This is a genomic window from Actinoplanes sp. NPDC089786 (assembly GCF_040684855.1).
GTDB lineage: Bacteria > Actinomycetota > Actinomycetes > Mycobacteriales > Micromonosporaceae > Actinoplanes.
This window is the reverse complement of sequence record NZ_JBFBGU010000015.1, coordinates 222,719-244,835: the sequence shown is the minus strand read 5'-3', so window position 1 is coordinate 244,835 and position 22,117 is coordinate 222,719. Positions and strand designations below refer to the sequence as shown.

At 69.6% G+C, this 22,117-nt stretch carries 1 protein-coding gene; it reads left to right on the top strand.

Going from position 1 to position 22,117, the window contains the following annotated elements:
- The first annotated feature begins 3 nt into the window (after positions 1–3).
- Positions 4–22,110 (top strand): SDR family NAD(P)-dependent oxidoreductase, encoded by a 22,107-nt coding sequence (locus AB0O15_RS32970; protein WP_364326684.1) that lies wholly within the window; start codon positions 4–6, stop codon positions 22,108–22,110.
- Positions 22,111–22,117: the final 7 nt, after the last annotated feature.

The following is a 22,117-nucleotide window of genomic DNA, read 5'->3' as shown; positions in this document are numbered from 1 at the left end:
GTTCTGAACTCGCTCAGTGGCGAGTTCGTGGACGCTTCCCTCGACGTGCTGGCGCCCGGGGGCCGGTTCATCGAGATGGGTAAGACGGACATCCGTAGTGGCCTGGATGTGTTCTATCGTGCGTTCGATCTCATGGACGCCGGTCCCGACCGGCTGCGGGAGATCTTGGCCGAGGTACTGGTGTTGTTCGAACGCGGTGTGTTGCAGCCGTTGCCGGTGAAGGCGTGGGACATCCGCCAGGCCCGGGAAGCGTTCAGTTGGATGAGCCGGGCCCGCCACACCGGCAAGAACGTCCTGACCATCCCGCAGCGACTCGACCCGGACGGGACGGTGTTGATCACCGGCGGCTCGGGAGTCCTCGCCGGCATCCTCGCCCGCCACCTGGTCGCTGAGCGGGGCGTAAAGCGTCTGCTGCTGTTGTCACGGCGTACCCCCGAAAAGAGTTTGATCAAAGACCTTGCCGGGCTGGGCGCTCACGTCGACACCGCACTCTGCGACGTGTCTGACCGCGCACAGCTCGAGCAAACGCTGGCGGAGGTGCCGGCGCGGCATCCGCTGACGGCCGTGATCCATACCGCGGGTGTGGTGGATGACGGGGTCATCGAGGCGCTGGACGGACAGCGGCTGGACGCGGTTCTGCGGCCGAAAGCCGACGCCGCCTGGCACCTGCACGAACTCACCAGGAACAGTGACCTCGCCGCGTTCGTCGTGTACTCCTCGGCCGCGGGGGTGCTGGGGTCCGCGGGTCAGGGCAATTACGCGGCGGCCAACGCGTTTCTCGACGCGCTGGCCGAGCAGCGTCACGCCGAGGGACTGCCCGCCCTGGCCCTGGCTTGGGGTCTGTGGGAAGAGACCAGCGCGATGACCGCCCAGCTGACCGAGATCGACCACGATCGGCTGCGGCGCGGCGGCCAACGCACCATCACCGCCGAGCAAGGAATGCGCCTGTACGACGCGGCAACCCGGCACGGGCGCCCGTTCGTGGTCGCCGCACCGATGAATCCGGTGGTCGATGCCGACGTCCCCGCCCTGCTGCGACTGGTGCACCGCCCCGTGGCCCGGCGTGCCGCGGTCGACGCCGGATTGATGCCGGCCGAACGGGAACAGGCGCTGCTGAAACTGGTGCGGGACAACGCCGCGGTGGTGTTGGGCTACGCCGCCGGCGATGCCGTACCGGCCACCGACGCCTTCAAGGATCTGGGCATCGATTCCCTGACCGCGGTGGAACTGCGCAACGGCCTGGCCAAAGCCACCGGGCTGCGATTGCCGGCGACGTTGGTGTTCGACTATCCGACCCCGCAGGTGTTGGCCGCGCGGCTGATGGAGTTGCTCGGCGGAACTGTTTCCGCTCCGGCGCGTAAACCGGAGTCGGTGGCGGCCCTTCACGAGCCGTTGGCCATTGTCGGGATGGCGTGCCGGCTGCCCGGGGGTGTGTCTTCTCCGGAGGATCTGTGGCGGTTGGTCGAGTCGGGCACGGACGCGACCTCCGGCTTCCCGGCCGATCGTGGCTGGGCTGATTCTTCGATGCGGGGCGGCTTCCTCGATGCCGCCGCCGATTTTGATGCGGCGTTCTTCGGGATCAGTCCCCGCGAGGCATTGGCGATGGATCCGCAGCAGCGGTTGGTGCTGGAGGCGTCCTGGGAGGCGTTCGAACGGGCCGGCATCGAGCCGGGATCGGTGCGTGGCAGCGACACCGGGGTGTTCATGGGCGCTTATCCCGGCGGGTACGGCATCGGCGCCGATCTGGCGGGCTTTGGTGCCACGGCCGGTGCCGGCAGCGTGCTGTCCGGCCGGGTGTCGTACTTCTTCGGCTTGGAGGGTCCTGCGGTCACCGTTGACACGGCGTGCTCGTCGTCGCTGGTCGCCCTGCATCAGGCCGGTCACGCGTTGCGGCTGGGGGAGTGCTCCTTGGCCCTGGTCGGCGGTGTCACGGTGATGGCGACTCCGGACACCTTCGTCGAGTTCTCCCGGCAGGGTGGCCTGGCGTCGGACGGGCGCAGCAAGGCGTTCGCGGACAGTGCGGACGGAGCCGGCTTCTCCGAGGGCGTCGGGGTGTTGCTGGTGGAGCGCCTGTCCGACGCTCACCGTCACGGTCATCGGGTGCTTGCGGTGGTTCGGGGTTCGGCGGTCAATCAGGATGGGGCCTCCAACGGCTTGACGGCCCCGAATGGTCCGTCGCAGCAGCGGGTGATCCAGGCCGCTCTGGCTCACGCCGGTCTGGCGCCGCATGAGGTCGATGTGGTCGAGGCCCACGGCACGGGTACGACTCTGGGCGACCCGATCGAGGCGCAGGCAGTGATCGCCGCGTACGGCCAGAATCGCGACGAGCCGCTGCTGCTCGGCTCAGTCAAGTCCAACGTGGGCCACACCCAGGCCGCCGCCGGTGTCTCCGGTGTCATCAAGATGGTCATGGCCCTGCGGCATGGTGTGGTGCCGCGCACCCTGCACGTGGACGAGCCGTCACGGCACGTTGACTGGACCGCGGGCGCCGTGCGACTAGTGACCGAGAAGCAGCCGTGGCCGAGTACCGATCGGCCTCGCCGCGCCGGTGTGTCGTCGTTCGGGATCAGCGGCACCAATGCCCACGTCATCCTCGAGGGCGTCGCCGAAGAGCCGGCGCGCCCAGAGGAGCCCTTGTCGCTGGTGCCGCTGGCCTTCTCGGCCAAGACGTTGCCGGCCTTGGCTGACTACCAGGGCCAGTTGCGCGCCTATCTGGCGGCCAGGCCGGAGGCGAGTCTGGCTGCGGTGGCGTCGACGCTGGCCGAGACGAGGTCGTTGTTCGATCACCGCGCGGTCCTGCTGGACGGCGACGTGGTCAGGGGTGTGGCCGAGCCGGACCCGCGGGTGGTGTTCGTGTTCTCCGGCCAGGGTTCGCAGCGTGCCGGTATGGGTGATGAGTTGGCGGCTGCGTTTCCGGTCTTCGCGAAGATCCGTCGGCAGGTGTGGGAGTTGCTCGACGTCCCGGATCTGGATGTGGATGAGACGGGTTTTGCGCAGCCGTCGTTGTTTGCGTTGCAGGTCGCGTTGTTCGGCCTTTTCGAGTCTTGGGGGGTACGGCCGGATGCGTTGATCGGGCACAGCGTTGGTGAGCTGGCGGCTGGTTATGTGTCCGGGATCTGGTCGTTGGAGGATGCCTGCACGCTGGTGTCGGCCCGCGCCCGGTTGATGCAGGCTTTGCCGCCGGGTGGGGTGATGGTCGCTGTCCCGGTGTCCGCGCAGCAGGCCCGGGCGGTGCTGACCGATGGGGTGGAGATCGCCGCGGTCAACGGCCCGTCTTCGGTGGTGCTCTCCGGTGATGAGGCGGCGGTGTTGCGGGCGGCGGCCGCGCTGGGTGGCCGGTGGAAGCGCCTGGCCACCAGTCACGCGTTCCACTCGGCCCGGATGGAGCCCATGCTGGACGAGTTCCGGGCCGTCGCCGAGGAGCTCACCTACCGGGCGCCGCGGATTTCGATGGCGGTGGGGGAGGGTCCTGAGTATTGGGTGCGGCAGGTTCGTGAGACGGTGCGGTTCGGTGAGCAGGTGGCCGCTCATGACGGTCCGGTGTTTGTTGAGCTCGGGCCGGATGGCAGCCTTGCCCGGCTGATCGACGGCATCGCGACGCTCGACCGTGACGACGAACCACGGGCCGCACTGACCGCCTTGGCCGAGCTGCATGTGCGTGGCGTGAATGTCGACTGGCCGTTGACGTCCGGGCAGCGGGTGCTGGATCTGCCTACCTACGCCTTCCAGCGTCAGCGGTACTGGATCGATCGCGTCGGCGATGGTCACCCGCTGCTGGGATCGGCGGTGCGGCTGGCCGAGTCGGATGGGGTGCTGTTCACCTCGACGGTGTCGCGTCGCAACGAACCGTGGCTGCGGGACCAGAGCACCCTGCCCCCGGCCGCCTTCGCCGAAATGGCCCTGGCCGCCGCCGACGAGACCGGACACACCCAGGTCGAGGAACTCACCGTAGAGCTGCTGCCCGCCCTCCTCGACGACCGCGCCCTGCGGATGCAGACCTGGATCAGCGACGGCCGGCTCACCATCCACGTCCGCTACGCCGACGGCGAGCCATGGACTCGCGTGGCCGCCGCGCGCCTCTCAACCGCCATCCCCGCCGGAGAGCCGGCCGAAGCAGCAGAACGCGCTCAGCGCAGCGGTGACGACCTGTTCGCCGACGTCGCGCTGGACGACAGCGAGGAGGCTGCCCGGTTCGCGCTGCATCCGGCGCTCCTGAGCGCCGCCCTCGACGTCGCGGGCGAAGGCGCCGCGGCTGTCTGGCGGAACCTGAGCCTGCACGCGAGCAACGCCACCGAGCTGACGGTCCGGCTCACTCCGAGCAGCGACGGCGCCCTGGCCATCACCGCCACCGACGCCACCGGCCAGACCGTCCTGTCCAGTTCCAGCGTCACCCTTCGCACGATTCCCGTACATCGGCCGGCCGGCGCCCTTGACGACCTGTTCACCCTCACCTGGACCGCGATACCCACGCCCGTCGCCTCCTTCGAAGACAGCGACGTGGTGGTCTTCCGCGCACACGCCGACGGCGATGATGACCCGTTGGCGTGTGCGCGCGTTCTGACGGCAGAGACTCTGCAGGCGATCCACGATGCGTTGACCGCCGACCACACCCTGATCGTGCACACCGGAACCGGGCTGGCCGCGGCCACGGTATCCGGCCTGGTCCGCTCCGCCCAATCAGAACATCCCGGCCGGTTCGTCCTGGTGGAAAGCGACGGCTCGCTCGACCCGCAGCAACTGGCCAAGACCGTCGGCCTGGACGAACCACGACTGCGATACCTCAACGGCCGGTGGGAAGCACCCCGATTGACCCGGGTCACCGCCGGGCCGTCCCAGACAGCCTGGGATCCCGACGGCACAGTGCTGATCACCGGCGCGTCCGGCGGACTCGCCGGCATCCTCGCCCACCACCTGGTGACCAAGCGTGGTGTGCGCCGTCTCCTGCTGCTGTCCCGCACCACCCCGGCCGGCATCGACCAGCTGACCGGCCTGGGCGCCCACGTCGACGCCGTCTCGTGCGATGTGTCGGACCGGGCGGCCTTGGCCCAGGCGCTCGGGCAGGTGTCACCGCAACACCCGTTGACCGCGGTGATCCACACCGCCGGGGTGGTCGACGACGGGGTCATCGAATCACAGACCCCGCACCGCCTCGACACTGTCTTGCGGCCGAAGGCTGATGGCGCCTGGCACCTGCATGAGCTCACCCGGGACAACAATCTTGTCGCGTTCATCATGTACTCGTCCGCCGCCGGTGTGCTCGGGGCTCCCGGGCAGGGCAACTATGCGGCGGCCAACGCCTTCGTGGATGCCCTGGCCGAGCAGCGTCGTGCACAGGGCTTGCCCGGGTTGTCGTTGGCCTGGGGCATGTGGGAGCAGACCAGCGGTATGACCGCCCAGCTCACCGACACGACCCGCGACCGGCTCCGTCGCAGCGGAATACGGCCCATCACCGCGGAGGACGGCATGCGGCTGTTCGATCTCGCGGCCGGTCGCGACGAGCCGCTTCTGGTGGCCGCGCCCATGGATCCGGTGGCCGGCGCCGAGCTTCCGGCGTTGCTGCGATCCAGGCACCGCCCGGCCGCCCGCCGCACCCCGTCCGTCGACGCCGGGCGGACACCCGCCGAGCGGGAACAAGCCCTGCTCAAGGTGGTGCGGGACAGCGCCGCCACGGTTCTCGGTCATGCCGATGGCGGTTCCGTGGGAGCGGCGGCGGCATTCAAGGACCTGGGTGTCGACTCGTTGACCGCGGTGGAGTTGCGCAACAGTCTGGCCAAGGCGACCGGCCTGCGGCTGCCGGCCACGCTGGTGTTCGACTATCCGACGCCGGCCGCCTTGGCCGTCCGGCTGGGCGAGCTGATCACCGGCACGGTGTCGGCCCCGGCGCGCCGGCCATCGACGGCGGTGGCCCAGGACGAGCCGCTGGCCATCGTCGGCATGGCCTGCCGGCTGCCCGGTGGGGTCTCCTCGCCGGAGGACCTGTGGCGGCTGGTCGAGTCGGGAACGGATGCGATCTCCGGGTTCCCCACCGACCGAGGCTGGCCGGATGTGGCCGACAACTCGTACTCCCGGCAAGGGGGTTTCCTTGACGACGCAGGCGATTTTGATGCTCCGTTCTTCGGGATCAGCCCGCGTGAGGCACGGGCGATGGATCCGCAGCAGCGCCTGGTGCTGGAGGCGGCCTGGGAAGCCTTCGAACGGGCCGGCATCGAGCCGGGAACCGTTCGGGGCAGCGACACCGGGGTGTTCATGGGCGCCTACTCCGGCGGGTACGGGGCCGGGGCCGACCTGGCGGGCTTCGGCGCCACCGCGGGGGCGGGCAGCGTGCTGTCCGGCCGGGTGTCGTACTTCTTCGGCCTCGAAGGCCCCGCGGTCACGGTCGATACCGCGTGCTCGTCGTCGTTGGTCGCGCTGCACCAGGCCGGGCATGCGCTGCGTCAGGGCGAGTGCTCGATGGCCCTGGTCGGCGGCGTCACCGTGATGGCCACACCCGACATCTTCGTCGAGTTCTCCCGCCAGCGCGGTCTGGCCGCTGACGGCCGGTGCAAGGCCTTCGGCGACACCGCGGACGGTACGGGCTGGTCCGAGGGCGTCGGCGTGCTCCTTGTGGAGCGCCTCAGCGATGCTGAGCGCAACGGTCACCGGGTCTTGGCGGTCGTGCGTAGTTCGGCGGTCAATCAGGACGGCGCGTCCAACGGCCTGACCGCGCCCAACGGGCCTTCCCAGCAGCGCGTCATCCAGGCCGCGCTGCACAACGCCCACCTGACCCCGGCCGACGTGGACGTGGTCGAGGCCCACGGCACCGGTACCACCCTGGGCGACCCCATCGAGGCCCAGGCGCTGATCGCCAGCTACGGCCAGGACCGTGAGCGGCCGCTGCTGCTCGGGTCGCTGAAGTCGAACGTCGGTCACACCCAGGCCGCCGCCGGTGTCTCCGGTGTCATCAAAATGGTCATGGCCCTGCAGCACGGGGTAGTACCGCGAACGCTGCATGTCGATGAGCCCTCGCGTCATGTGGACTGGACCGCCGGCGCGGTGCGGTTGGTGACGGAGAACCAGTCGTGGCCGGACACCGGCCGCCCGCGCCGGGCAGCAGTGTCCGCCTTCGGGGTCAGTGGAACGAACGCTCATGTCATCCTCGAGAGCTCAGCTGCGCCTTCTCCGACCATCCCGCAACCGCCCTCGACCGAGCCGATGCCGCTGGTCATCTCCGCCAAGACGCCGGGGGCGTTGGCCGACTACGAGAACCGGCTGCGCGCCTACCTGACCGCCGCCCCTGGGGTGGATGTTCCGGCGGTGGCCTCCACCCTGGCGGTGACGCGGTCGTTGTTCGAGCACCGCGCCGTGCTGCTGGGCGATAACACCATCACCGGCACGGCGATAACCGATCCGCGGGTGGTGTTTGTGTTCCCGGGTCAGGGCTGGCAGTGGCTTGGCATGGGCTTGGCGTTGCGGGAGTCGTCGGTGGTGTTCGCCGAACGGATGGCCGAGTGCGCGGCGGCGTTGAGCGAGTTCGTCGACTGGGACTTGTTCGCGGTTCTGGACGATCCGGCCGTCGTCGATCGGGTTGATGTGGTGCAACCAGCCTGCTGGGCGGTGATGGTGTCGCTGGCTGCGGTGTGGCAGGCCGCCGGTGTCCACCCGAACGCGGTCGTCGGCCATTCCCAGGGGGAGATCGCCGCCGCGTGTGTGGCTGGTGCGATCTCGCTGCGGGATGCGGCCCGGGTTGTGGCGTTGCGCAGTCGTGTGATTGGGGAGCGGTTGGCGGGTCAGGGGGCGATGGCTTCGGTGACGTTGCCCGCTGACGCGATCTCTCTTGTTGATGGGGTGTGGATTGCCGCGTACAACGGCCCTGCTTCGACGGTGATCGCCGGTGATCCGGACGCGGTGGATCAGATGGTGGGGGAGCGGGTCCGGCGGATCGCGGTGGACTACGCCTCGCACACCCCACACGTCGAACAGATCCAGACCGAACTGCTCGACATCACCGCTGGCATCGGCTCGCAGGCCCCGACTGTGCCGTGGTTCTCGACCGTCGACGGAGTGTGGGTCGACGGGCCGCTCGATCGGGACTACTGGTACCGCAACCTGCGTCAGCCGGTCGGCTTCCACCGTGCGGTGGAAACCTTGCAGGCGCTCGGTGAGACCGTGTTCGTCGAGGTCAGCGCCAGCCCGGTGCTGCTGCCGGCGATGGACGACGCGGTCACGGTCGCCACCTTGCGCCGTGATGACGGGACCATCACCCGGATGCACACCGCGCTGGCCGAGGCTCACGTCCTGGGTGTGAACGTCGACTGGCCGCACGTCATCGGCGACACCGGCCGGCGGACCCTCGACCTTCCGACCTATGCCTTCCAACACCACCGCTACTGGGCCACCGCGGCGACCGTCTCCGACGGCGGGGTGCGACATCCCCTGCTCAACGCGGTCGTCGAGCTCCCGGGCACCGACGGCGTCGTGCTCACCGGGCGGGTGTCTCTGGCCACCCACCCCTGGCTGGCCGACCACCAGATCCGCGGCGACGTCCTCCTGCCCGGCACCGGATTTGTGGAACTCGTGACTCGTGCCGCCGCCGAGGTCGGCTGCGACGTGATCGACGAGCTCGTGACCGAGACACCACTCGTGCTGCCGCCCACCGGAAGCGTGCAGCTCTCCGTGTCGGTCAGCGGCGACACAGTCACCGTCCACTCGAAGACGGACGGCAGCAGCGACTGGACCCGGCACGCGACCGCCACGATCAGCGCCTCCTCGTCTGATACTGGTCCGGCGGACCTGACGGTGTGGCCGCCGGCCGAGGTCCAGCCGGTCGACGTCGCCGGCCTCTACGAGCGGATGGCGGAGGCCGGTTACGAGTACGGCCCGGCGTTCCAGGGCTTGCAGGCGGCGTGGCGGGACGGGGACACCGTCTACGCCGACGCGGTCCTTGCCGAGGAGCAGGCGCAGGACGCGGTGCGGTTCATGGTGCACCCCGCGCTGCTCGATGCCGCCCTGCACGCTTGCATGCTCCACGCCCCGGAGACCCAGCAGGACGTACGGCTGCCGTTTTCCTGGAACCAGGTGCGGATTCACGCCACCGGCCCGGCAGTACTGCGCGTCGCGGTGACGCGTGAGGCGGACGGATGGAGTGTCCGGGCCGCTGACGACACCGGCCGGACCGTCGCGACCATCGGCTCCCTGATCACCCGGCCGGTCACCACCGAACCCGACGACCTGTTCACCCTGACCTGGACCGAAGTCTCGGCCCCGGAGGGCGTGCCCGCATCCGACGTGGTGGTGTTCACCGCACACCCCGACGGTGACGACCCGCTGACCGAGGCACGTGCCCTGACCACCCGAACCCTGCAGGCGATCAAAGACGGGCTCGCCTCGGACAGCACTGTGGTCGTACACACCGGGACCGGATTGGCCTCCGCGGCGGTCTCGGGTCTGATCCGGTCCGCGCAGTCCGAACATCCGGGCCGGTTCGTCCTGGTGGAAAGCGACGACCCCCTCGACCCGGCACACCTGAACACAGCCACCGGGCTCGACGAACCCCGACTGCGGGTCACCGACGGCCGATGGGAAGCACCACGCCTCACCCGCGCACACCCCGGCCCGCTGACCATCCCCGACACCGAGACCTGGCAGCTGCAGCAATCCCGAAGCGGCACCCTGCAAGACCTCACCCTCACCGCGGTCCCTCAGCGCCCCCTGCAAACCGGTGAGGTGCGGATCGCCGTCCGCGCCGCGGGGTTGAACTTCCGCGACGTTGTCGTGGCGCTGGGTATGGTGGATGACACCCGGTTGGCTGGTGGTGAGGCTGCCGGTGTTGTTGTGGAGGTCGGGTCTGGTGTGCCTGGGTTGGTTCCGGGTGATCGGGTGTTCGGGTTGGTGGAGGGCGGTTTCGGGCCGGTCGCGGTTGCTGATCATCGGACTTTGGCTGTAGTGCCGGAGGGTTGGTCGTTCGCGGCGGCGGCGTCGGTGCCGGTGGTGTTCGCTACCGCCTACTACGGACTGGTGGATCTTGCTGGTCTGAGCCCGGGTGAATCGGTGCTGATCCACGCGGCCACCGGTGGTGTGGGTATGGCGGCCTTGCAGATCGCCCGGCATCTGGGTGCCGATATTTACGCGACTGCGAGCGTCGGTAAGCACCACCTTCTGCGCGCGGCAGGAATAGACGAGGCGCGGATTGCCGACTCGCGCACCACCGCATTCCGCGGCACCTTCAGCGGTATCGATGTTGTTCTGAACTCGCTCAGCGGCGAGTTCGTGGACGCTTCCCTCGACGTGCTGGCGCCCGGGGGCCGGTTCATCGAGATGGGCAAGACCGACATCCGCACCGGCCTGGAGGTGTTCTACCGCGCCTTCGACCTCATGGACGCCGGACCCGACCGGCTGCGGGAGATCATGGCCGAGGTACTGGTGCTGTTCGAACGCGGTGTGCTCCAGCCGTTGCCGGTCAAGGCATGGGACATCCGCCAGGCCCGGGAAGCGTTCAGCTGGATGAGCCGGGCCCGCCACACCGGCAAGAACGTCCTGACCATCCCGCAGCAACTCGACCCCGACGGGACGGTATTGATCACCGGCGGTTCGGGAGTGCTGGCCGGCATCCTCGCCCGCTATCTGGTGGCCGAGCAGGGTGTACGGCGTGTGCTGCTGCTCTCCCGCAGCACCCTGGACGAATCACTGATCAACGAGCTCATCGACCTGGGCGCTCAGGTCGGCACCGCACTCTGCGACGTGTCCGACCGCGCGGGGCTGGAGCAGGCGCTGGCAGCGGTGTCACCAGAGCATCCCCTGACCGCGGTCATCCACACCGCCGGAGCACTCGACGACGGCGTCATCGAAGCCCAAACACCCGAACGCCTCGACACCGTCCTCAAACCCAAAGCCGACGCCGCCTGGCACCTCCACGAGCTGACTAAGAACAGTGATCTCGCCGCGTTCGTGGTGTATTCCTCCGCCGCCGGCGTCCTCGGTGCTGCCGGCCAGGGCAACTACGCCGCCGCCAACGCGTTCCTCGACGCTCTCGCCGAACAACGCCATGCCGAAGGGCTGCCTGCCCTCTCCCTGGCCTGGGGTTTGTGGGAGGAGGCCAGCGGCCTGACCGCCAAGCTGACCGACGCCGACCACGACCGCATCCGCCGCAGCGGCCAGCAGATGATCACCGCCGAACACGGGATGCGCCTCTACGACACCGCCACACACCACGGCCACCCACTCCTGATCGCCGCCCCGACCAGGCCCGGCCTCGGCACCGAAGTCCCCGCCCTGCTGCGCGGACTCGCCACGGCGAAGCGTCCACAGACCAGAATCGCGGCAGCGAGGGGAGGGGCGTCCGCACTCCAGGCGCGACTCGACGGCCTTGCCACTGCCGACAAGCACAGTTTCCTGCTCGACATCGTCCTTGCGAACGCCGCCACCGTTCTCGGCCACCACACGGCGGGCGCCATCGCGGCCGACAAGCCCTTCAAGGATCTCGGCATAGATTCATTGACCGCTGTCGAACTGCGTAACAGCCTCGCGAAAGCCACCGGGCTGCGATTGCCGGCGACGTTGGTATTCGACTATCCGACCCCGGACATGGTGGCCGCACGCCTGGCCGAATTGCTCACCGGAACTGGTTCTGCCACGGTGCGCAAGTCCGTGCCGGTGGTGAGTCAGGATGAACCGCTAGCCATCGTCGGGATGGCATGCCGGCTGCCCGGGGGAGTGTCTTCTCCGGAGGATCTGTGGCGGCTGGTCGAGTCGGGCACGGACGCGATCTCGGATTTCCCGACCGACCGTGGCTGGGCGGACGTGGCCGGAGCGCCGTACTCCCCGCAAGGCGGTTTCCTCGATGCCGCCGCCGATTTCGACGCCACGTTCTTCGGGATCAGCCCGCGTGAGGCCCTCGCCATGGATCCGCAGCAGCGGCTGGTGCTGGAGGCGTCCTGGGAAGCGTTCGAACGGGCCGGCATCGAGCCGGGAACCGTGCGCGGCAGTGACACCGGGGTGTTCATGGGTGCATATCCCGGCGGGTACGGCATCGGCGCCGACCAGGCCGGCTTCGGAACCACCGCGGGAGCCGGCAGCGTGCTCTCCGGCCGGGTCTCGTACCTCTTCGGCCTGGAAGGTCCTGCGGTCACCGTGGACACCGCGTGCTCGTCGTCCCTGGTCGCCCTGCACCAGGCCGGCCACGCGTTGCGGCAGGGGGAGTGCTCCCTGGCCCTGGTGGGCGGTGTCACGGTGATGGGGACACCGGACATCTTCGCTGAGTTCTCCCGTCAGGGCGGTCTGGCGTCCGACGGCCGGTGCAAGGCGTTCGGGGACGATGCCGACGGTACGGGGTGGGGAGAGGGCGTCGGCATCCTCCTGGTCGAGCGACTCTCCGACGCCCAGCGCCACGGTCATCGGGTGCTTGCGGTGGTTAGGGGTTCGGCGGTCAATCAGGATGGGGCCTCCAACGGCCTGACCGCACCCAACGGCCCTTCCCAGCAGCGGGTGATCCAAGCCGCTCTGGCTCACGCCGGTCTGGCGCCGCACGAGGTCGATGTGGTCGAGGCCCACGGCACCGGTACCCGGCTCGGCGACCCGATCGAGGCCCAGGCCGTGATCGCCGCCTACGGCCAGGATCGGGAGCAACCGCTGCTGCTGGGCTCGATCAAGTCGAACGTCGGCCACACCCAGGCCGCCGCCGGTGTAGCCGGTGTCATCAAGATGGTGATGGCCCTGCGGCACGGCGTCGTGCCGCGCACCCTGCACGTGGACGAGCCGTCACGGCACGTCGACTGGACGGCCGGCGCGGTGCGGCTGGCCACGGAGAACCAGCCGTGGCCGGCGATCGATCGCCCACGCCGCGGTGGTGTGTCATCGTTCGGGATCAGCGGCACCAACGCCCACGTCATCCTCGAAGGCGTACCCGAAGAGCCGGCGCACCCCGAGGATCCTTCGCCGCTGGTGCCGCTGGTCATCTCGGCCAAGACGCCGGCCGCGCTGTCGCAGCTCGAGGACCGGCTGCGCGCCTACCTGACCGCTGAGAGCAATCTTTCGGCGGTGGCGTCGACGCTGGCCGAGACGAGGTCGTTGTTCGAGCACCGCGCGGTTCTGCTCGGCGACGACACCATCAGGGGAACGGCACAGCCAAACCCTCGCGTGGTGTTCGTGTTCTCCGGCCAAGGTTCGCAACGCGCCGGTATGGGTGACGAGCTGGCGGCTGCCTTCCCGGTCTTCGCGAAGATCCGCCAGCAGGTGTGGGACCTGCTCGACGTCCCGGATCTGGATGTGGATGACACGGGTTTCGCGCAGCCGTCGTTGTTTGCGTTGCAGGTCGCGTTGTTCGGCCTTTTCGAGTCTTGGGGGGTACGGCCGGATGCGTTGATCGGGCACAGCGTTGGTGAGCTGGCGGCTGGTTATGTGTCCGGGATCTGGTCGTTGGAGGATGCCTGCACGTTGGTGTCGGCCCGCGCCCGGTTGATGCAGGCCTTGCCGCCCGGCGGGGCCATGGTCGCTGTCCCGGTGTCCGCGCAGCAGGCCCGGGCGGTGCTGACCGATGGGGTGGAGATCGCCGCGGTCAACGGCCCGTCCTCGGTGGTGCTCTCCGGTGATGAAGAGGCGGTGTTGCACGCGGCGGCCGCGCTGGGTGGCCGGTGGAAGCGCCTGGCCACCAGTCACGCGTTCCACTCGGCCCGGATGGAACCCATGCTCGACGAGTACCAGGCGATCGCCGAACAGCTCACCTACCAGACCCCCCGGATCCCGATGACCGTCGGGGACGGGCCCGAGTACTGGGTACGGCAGGTCCGCGAGACAGTCCGATTCGGTGACCAGGTCGCCGCCCATGACGGCGCGATCTTTGTCGAACTCGGGCCCGACCGCAGCCTCGCCCGGCTCATCGACGGCATCGCGACGCTCGACCGTGACGACGAACCACGGGCCGCGCTCACCGCCTTGGCCGAGCTGCATGTGCGCGGCGTGAACGTCGACTGGCCGTTGACGTCCGGGCAGCGGGTGCTGGACCTGCCGACCTACGCCTTCCAGCGTCAGCGGTACTGGACGACCGGTGCCGTCCGGCCGGGTGACATGTCCGGGTTGGGGCTCGTGGCGGCGCGGCATCCCATGCTTGGTGCGGCTGTCCCGCTGCCCGGCTCGGACGGCGATGGTGTGGTGCTGACCGGGCGGTTGTCGCTGGCCACGCATGCCTGGTTGGCAGATCACGCGGTGCGGGGCAGTGTCCTGCTCCCTGGCACCGGGTTTGTGGAACTGGTGCTCCGGGCCGCCGTCGAGGTCGGCTGCGATGTTGTCGACGAGTTGGTGATCGAAAGCCCGCTGGTGCTCCCGGAGGCCGGGAGTGTCCAGTTGTCGGTCTCCGTCGACGGCGCTGCGGTGACCGTGTTCTCTCGGACGGAAGGCGCTGACGCCTGGACCCGGCATGTCATGGCCACCATCAGCTCCTCCGAGCATTCCGTGACGCTGCCGGAGTTCGCGGTGTGGCCGCCGGCTGAGCGCGTCGACGTGTCCGATCTGTACGACCGGCTGGCCGCCGTCGGCTACGAGTACGGGCCCGCGTTCCAGGGTTTGCAGGCGGCCTGGCGGGACGGGGACACCATCTATGCCGAGGTGGCGCTTGCCGATGAGCAGGTGCAGGAAGCGATGCGGTTCGCGATTCATCCCGCCCTGCTGGACGCCGCCCTGCACGCCTGCCTGTTCGGCACCTCCGACACCGAGTCACCGGCCGTGCGGCTGCCGTTCTCCTGGAACGGTATCCAGGTCGCCGTCACCGGAGCGACCAGGTTGCGCGTGGCGGTGACCCCGGTGCAGGACGGGTGGAACGTTCGAGTCGCCGACGAGAACGGCCGGCCCGTGGCCACCATCGGCTCCCTGATCACCCGTCCGCTCGCCACCGACACCCCGGACCTGTTCACCCTTTCGTGGACCGAGGTCGCCGTCCCTGAAGACTCGCCGACGCCCGACGTGGTGGTGATCAGCGCACTCCCCGACGGCGCGGACCCGCTGGCTGAGGCTCGTGTTCTCACCGCCCAGGTCTTGTCGGCGATCCAAGCCGGGCAGGCCGGCGACGGAACCTTGGTCGTGCGCACCGGAACCGGGCTGGCCTCGGCCGCGGTGTCGGGACTGGTCCGCTCGGCGCAGTCGGAGCATCCGGGCCGGTTCGTCCTGGTGGAAAGCGACGAGCAGGTAGAGCCGGAGCAGCTGGCCTCGGCGGCCGGCCTGGATGAACCACGACTGCGGTACGTCAACGGCCGGTGGGAAGCGCCACGACTTCTCCGGGTCACCGCCGGACCTCAGGCCGCCTGGGATCCCGAGGGCACGGTGCTGATCACCGGCGCCTCCGGCGGACTCGCCGGCATCCTCGCCCGCCATCTGGTGGCCGAGCGTGGTGTGCGCCGGCTCCTGCTGCTGTCCCGCACCACCCCGGCCGGTATCGAGGAGCTGACCGCGCTGGGCGCCCACGTCGACGCCGTCTCGTGCGATGTCTCAGACCGGGACGCCCTGGCGCAGGCGCTCGGTCAGGTGTCACCGGAACACCCGCTGACCGCGGTGATCCACACCGCGGGCGTGGTGGACGACGGGGTCATCGAGTCGCAGACACCGCAACGGTTGGACGCAGTGCTGCGGCCCAAGGCTGATGGCGCCTGGCATCTGCACGAACTTACCCGCGACGCGGACCTCGCGGCATTCATCGTCTACTCGTCCGCCGCCGGTGTGCTCGGGGCTCCGGGGCAGGGCAACTACGCGGCGGCCAACGCCTTCGTGGATGCCCTGGCCGAGCAGCGCCGCGCCGACGGCCGGCCCGGACTGTCCCTGGCCTGGGGCATGTGGGAGGACAGCAGCGGTATGACCGCCCAGCTGACCGACGCGGCCCGGGATCGGATGCGCCGCAGCGGGTTGCGGGCCATCACCGCTGAGGAAGGCATGCGGCTGTTCGACATGGCTTCCAGTCGCCACGAGCCGCTCCTGCTGGCCGCGCCGAATGAGGTTCCCGCGTTGCTGCGCCCGCCCCGCCGCTCCGCCGCCCGGCGCGCACCGGCTGTCGACGCCGGGCTGACACCGGCCGAGCGGGAACAAGCCCTGCTCAAGTTGGTCCGTGACACTGCCGCCGTGGTGCTGGGCTACGGCGACGGCAACGCCGTACCCGTCACTGCCGCCTTCAAAGACCTCGGCGTCGACTCGCTGACCGCGGTGGAACTGCGCAATGGCCTGGCCGAGGCCGTCGGCCTGCGGCTGCCGGCCACGCTGGTGTTCGATTACCCGACCCCCGCCACGCTCGCCGTCCGGCTGGGTGAGCTGCTCACCGGCAGCGCACCCGCCCCGGCCCGCCGATCAACGGCGGCCGTGGCCCAGGACGAACCGCTGGCCATCGTGGGCATGGCCTGCCGGCTGCCCGGCGGTGTCGAATCCCCCGACGACCTGTGGCGGCTGGTCGAATCGGGCACCGACGCCATCGCACCCTTCCCCACCGACCGGGGCTGGCCGGACGTCACCGGCACCTCACACTCCCAGCACGGCGGCTTTCTGCACACCGCAGCCGACTTCGACGCCGCGTTCTTCGGCATCAGCCCCCGCGAAGCCCTCGCCATGGACCCGCAGCAACGGCTGATCCTCGAAGCATCATGGGAAGCCTTCGAACGAGCCGGCATCGACCCGGCCGACGCCCGCGGAACCGACACCGGCGTGTTCATGGGCGCCTTCTCCGCCGGCTACGACGCCGACCGCGACGATTCCCCGGCGACCGCCGGTGCGGTGAGCGTGCTCTCGGGCCGGATCTCCTACTTCTTCGGCCTCGAAGGCCCCGCGATGACGGTCGACACCGCATGCTCGTCGTCCCTGGTCGCGCTGCACCAGGCCGGCTACTCGCTGCGGCAGGGCGAATGCTCGATGGCCCTGGTCGGCGGCGTCACGGTGATGGCCACACCCCGGACGTTCGTGGAGTTCTCCCGCCAGGGCGGCCTGGCGTCCGACGGCCGGTGCAAGGCCTTCGGCGACACCGCGGACGGTACGGGCTGGTCCGAGGGCGTCGGCGTCCTGGTGGTCGAGCGACTCTCCGACGCCCGGGCCAAGGGCCACCGGGTGCTGGCGGTCGTACGCAGCTCGGCGGTCAACCAGGACGGAGCCTCCAACGGCCTGACCGCGCCCAACGGCCCCTCCCAGCAGCGGGTGATCCAAGCCGCGCTCAGTAACGCCGGCCTGGCGCCGCACGACGTCGATGTGGTCGAGGCCCACGGCACGGGCACGACTCTGGGCGACCCGATCGAGGCCCAGGCCGTGATCGCCGCCTACGGCCAGGATCGGGAGCAACCGCTGCTGCTGGGCTCGATCAAGTCGAACGTCGGCCACACCCAGGCCGCCGCCGGTGTCTCCGGTGTCATCAAGATGGTCATGGCCCTGCGGCACGGCGTGGTGCCGCGCACCCTGCACGCGGACCAGCCATCACGGCACGTCGACTGGACCGCGGGCGCCGTGCACCTGGTGACCGAGAACCAGTCATGGCCGGAGACCGGCCGTCCCCGCCGGGCCGCTGTCTCCTCGTTCGGGATCAGCGGCACCAACGCCCACGTCATCCTCGAAGGCGTACCCGAAGAGCCGGCGCACCCCGAGGATTCTTCACCGCTGGTGCCGCTGGTGATCTCGGCCAAGTCCCCATCCGCGCTGTCGCAGCTCGAGGACCGGCTGCGCGCCTATCTGGCGGCCAGGCCGGAGACGAGTCTCGGGGCGGTCGCATCAACCCTGACGACAAGGTCATTGTTCGAGCACCGCGCGGTTCTACTGGACGGCGACGTGGTCAGGGGTGTGGCCGAGCCGGACCCGCGGGTGGTGTTCGTGTTTTCCGGCCAGGGTTCGCAGCGTGCCGGTATGGGTGATGAGTTGGCGGCTGCGTTCCCGGTCTTCGCGAAGATCCGTCGGCAGGTGTGGGAGTTGCTCGACGTTCCTGATCTGGATGTGGATGAGACGGGTTTTGCGCAGCCGGCGTTGTTTGCGTTGCAGGTTGCGTTGTTCGGTCTTCTTGAGTCTTGGGGGGTACGGCCGGATGCGTTGATCGGGCACAGTATCGGTGAGCTGGCGGCTGGTTACGTCTCGGGTATCTGGTCGTTGGAGGATGCCTGCACGTTGGTGTCGGCCCGCGCCCGGTTGATGCAGGCTTTGCCGCCGGGTGGGGTGATGGTCGCTGTCCCGGTGTCCGCGCAGCAGGCCCGTGCGGTGCTGACCGATGGGGTGGAGATCGCTGCGGTCAACGGCCCGTCTTCGGTGGTGCTCTCCGGTGATGAAGAGGCGGTGTTGCGGGCGGCGGCCGCGTTGGGCGGCCGATCGAAGCGCCTGGCCACCAGTCACGCATTCCACTCGGCGCGGATGGAACCGATGCTCGACGAGTTCCAGGCGATCGCCGAACAGCTGACCTACCAGTCGCCCCGGATCCCGATGGCCGTCGGGGACGGGCCCGAGTATTGGGTGCGGCAGGTCCGCGAGACGGTGCGGTTCGGTGAGCAGGTGGCCGCTCATGACGGTGCGGTGTTTGTTGAGCTCGGGCCCGATCGCAGCCTTGCCCGGCTGATCGACGGCATCGCGATGCTGGACCGTGACGACGAGCCACGGGCCGCGTTGACCGCGTTGGCGGAGCTGCATGTGCGTGGGGTGGACGTCGATTGGCCCCACGACGGGCAGCTGGTACAGGACCTGCCGACGTATGCGTTCCAGCGGGAGCGGTACTGGGCGGCCGCCGCGGGCCGGCCGGGCGATGTGTCGGGGGTGGGTCTGACGGCGGTGCGGCATCCGTTGCTGGGGGCGGCGACCGCGTTGCCGGGCTCGGACGGTGACGGTGTGGTGCTGACGGGGCGGGTGTCACTGGCCACGCATGCGTGGCTGGCTGATCATGCGGTGCGAGGCAGTGTGTTGTTGCCTGGCACCGGATTTGTCGAACTGGTCCTCCGGGCCGCCGCCGAGGTCGGCTGTGATGTCGTGGATGAGCTGGTGATCGAAAGCCCGCTGGTGCTCCTGGAAGACGAGAGCGTTCAGTTGTCGGTATCGGTCAGCGGGGACACGGTCACCGTCTTCTCCCGGGCCTCCGACGCCTGGACCCGGCATCTGACGGCCACGATCAGTACCTCCGAGCGCACAGTCACCGCGCCGGACTTCACCGTGTGGCCACCGGCCGGAAGTGTGGACGTGGCGGGCCTCTACGACCGGCTCGCGGCCGCCGGCTACGAGTACGGGCCCGCGTTCCAGGGTTTGCAGGCGGCCTGGCGGGACGGGGACACCGTCTACGCCGAGGTGGGTCTCGCCGACGAGCAGGTGCGGGACGCGACACAGTTCGCGATTCATCCCGCCCTGCTCGACGCCGCCCTGCACGCCTGCCTGCTGCACACCGGCGACACCCCACCGGAGGTCCGGCTCCCGTTCTCCTGGAACGGGATCCACGTCTACCACGCGGGCTCGACCACACTGCGCGTCGCCGTGCAACCGGTGGAGGACGGCTGGCGCATTCAGGCCGCTGACGACACGGGACGGCTCGTCGCCACCGTCGACTCACTGATCACCCGACCGGTCACCACCGACACCGATGACCTGTATGTCGTCACGTGGACCGAAGTCCCCGTCCCGGACGACTCGCCCGCTGCCGACGTAGCGGTCCTCACGGCCCATCCCGACAACATCGACCCGCTGACCGAAACTCGCGCCCTGACCACCCGAACCCTGCAAGCCATCCAGGCCGAGCTCACCACCGCCAACACCCTGATCGTGCACACCGGGACCGGACCCGCCTCCGCCGCGGTGTCAGGCCTGGTCCGCTCCGCCCAATCAGAACACCCCGGCCGCTTCATCCTGGTGGAAAGCGACGACCCCCTGGACCCGGCGCAGCTGAACGTGGTCGCGGGCCTGGACGAGCCGCGACTGCGGGTCACCGACGGCCGGTGGGAGGCGCCGCGCCTCACCCGCGCGCAGCCCGGCCCACTGACCATCCCTGATGCCGAGACCTGGCAGCTGCGACCACCCCGAAGCGGCACGCTGCAAGACCTCACCGTCACCGAGGTCCCGCAGCGACCCCTCCGAACCGGCGAAGTCCGCATCGCCGTCCGCGCCGCCGGCCTCAACTTCCGCGACGTCCTCATCACCCTGGGCAAGTATCCGGGCGGGGGAGCGATCGGCAGCGAAGCCGCCGGTGTGGTCCTCGAGACCGGTGCCGGGGTGGACGATCTCGCCCCCGGCGACCGCGTCTTCGGCCTCGTCGAAGACGGTTTCGCCCCGACCGCCGTCACCCAGCGCCGCCTGCTGGGCGCGATGCCCGACCACTGGTCGTTCACCACGGCGGCGTCCGTACCCATCGTCTTCGCCACCGCCTATTACGGCCTGGTCGACCTCGCCGGCCTCAGCCAAGGTGAATCGGTGCTGATTCACGCCGCGGCGGGTGGCGTTGGTATGGCGGCTACGCAGATCGCCCGGCACCTCGGTGCCGACATCTACGCCACCGCCAGCACCGGCAAACACCACCTCCTGCGTACGGCAGGAATAAACGACAACCGCATCGCCGACTCACGCACCACCGCATTCCGCGACACATTCGGCGGCATTGACGTTGTCCTGAATTCGCTCAGCGGCGAGTTCGTCGACGCTTCCCTCGACGTGCTGGCACCAGGCGGCCGATTCATCGAGATGGGCAAGACCGACATCCGCAGCGACCTCGATGTCATCTACCGTGCGTTCGACCTGCTCGATGCCGGTCCCGACCGGCTGCAGCAGATCATCACCGAGTTGCTCGCCCTGTTCGATCAGGGCGTGTTGCAGCCGTTGCCGGTGAAGGCGTGGGACATCCGCCAAGCCCGGGAGGCGTTCAGCTGGATGAGCCGGGCTCGCCACACCGGCAAGAACGTTTTGACCATTCCGCAGCGGCTCGACCCGGACGGCACGGTATTGATCACCGGCGGCTCGGGGGTGCTGGCCGGTATTCTCGCCCGCCATCTGGTGGCTGAGCGGGGCGTGCGGCGTCTGCTGCTGTTGTCACGGCGTACCCCCGAAGAGGGTTTGATCGACGATCTTGTCGAGCTTGGCGCTCACGTCGACGCGGTCATGTGCGATGTGTCGGACCGTGAAGGGCTGGCCCTTGCGTTGGCAGGTGTGCCGGCCGAGCATCCGCTGACCGGTGTCGTCCATACCGCTGGGGTGCTCGACGACGGCGTCATCGAAGCGCAGACGTCCGAGCGGCTCGACACCGTCCTCAGACCCAAAGCCGATGCCGCCTGGCATCTCCACGAGCTCACCAAGCACAGTGATCTCGCCGCGTTCGTGGTGTATTCCTCCGCCGCCGGTGTCCTCGGCGCCGCCGGCCAGGGCAACTACGCCGCCGCCAACGCGTTCCTCGACGCTCTCGCCGAACAACGCCAAGCCGAAGGGCTGCCCGCCCTCTCCCTGGCCTGGGGCCTGTGGGAGGAGGCCAGCGGCCTGACCGCCAAGCTGACCGACGCCGACCACGACCGCATCCGCCGCAGCGGCCAGCAGATGATCACCGCCGAGCACGGGATGCGCCTCTACGACGACGCCTCCCGTCTCGGCGAAGCAGTGGTGGTCGCCGCCCCGATGAACCCGGCGCCGGCGGGCGAGGTTCCGGCGTTGATGCGCTCGCTGCATCGCCCGGTCGCGCGACGGACCGCCGCCGACCCGATGCGGGGCCTGGCCGCTCTGCCGCCCGCCGAGCGGGAACAGGCGCTGCTGGCGGTGGTGAGCGACAACGCCGCGGTGGTGCTGGGGTACGCCGAGGGCCGCGACGTGACGCTGACGGCCGCGTTCAAGGACCTGGGCGTGGACTCGCTGACCGCGGTGGAGCTGCGAAACACCCTCGCGAAGGCGACCGGGCTGAGACTGCCGGCCACGATTGTGTTCGACTATCCGACCCCGGGCACGCTCGCCGCCCGGCTGGGCGAGCTGCTCGCACCGGCGGAACCGGAACCCGTGCCCGAGGAACAGGAACTGCGGCGGGTGCTCGCGGGCGTGCCGATGGCCCGGTTCCGCGAGGCCGGCGTGCTGGACACGCTGCTGCGACTGGCCGGCGTGACCGACCCGGCCGGGCCAGGACCCGACGACGACGCCGCCGTCGATGCGATGGACACCGACGCTCTCATCAAGCACGTGCTGGAAGGGGAACGATGAGCGACGA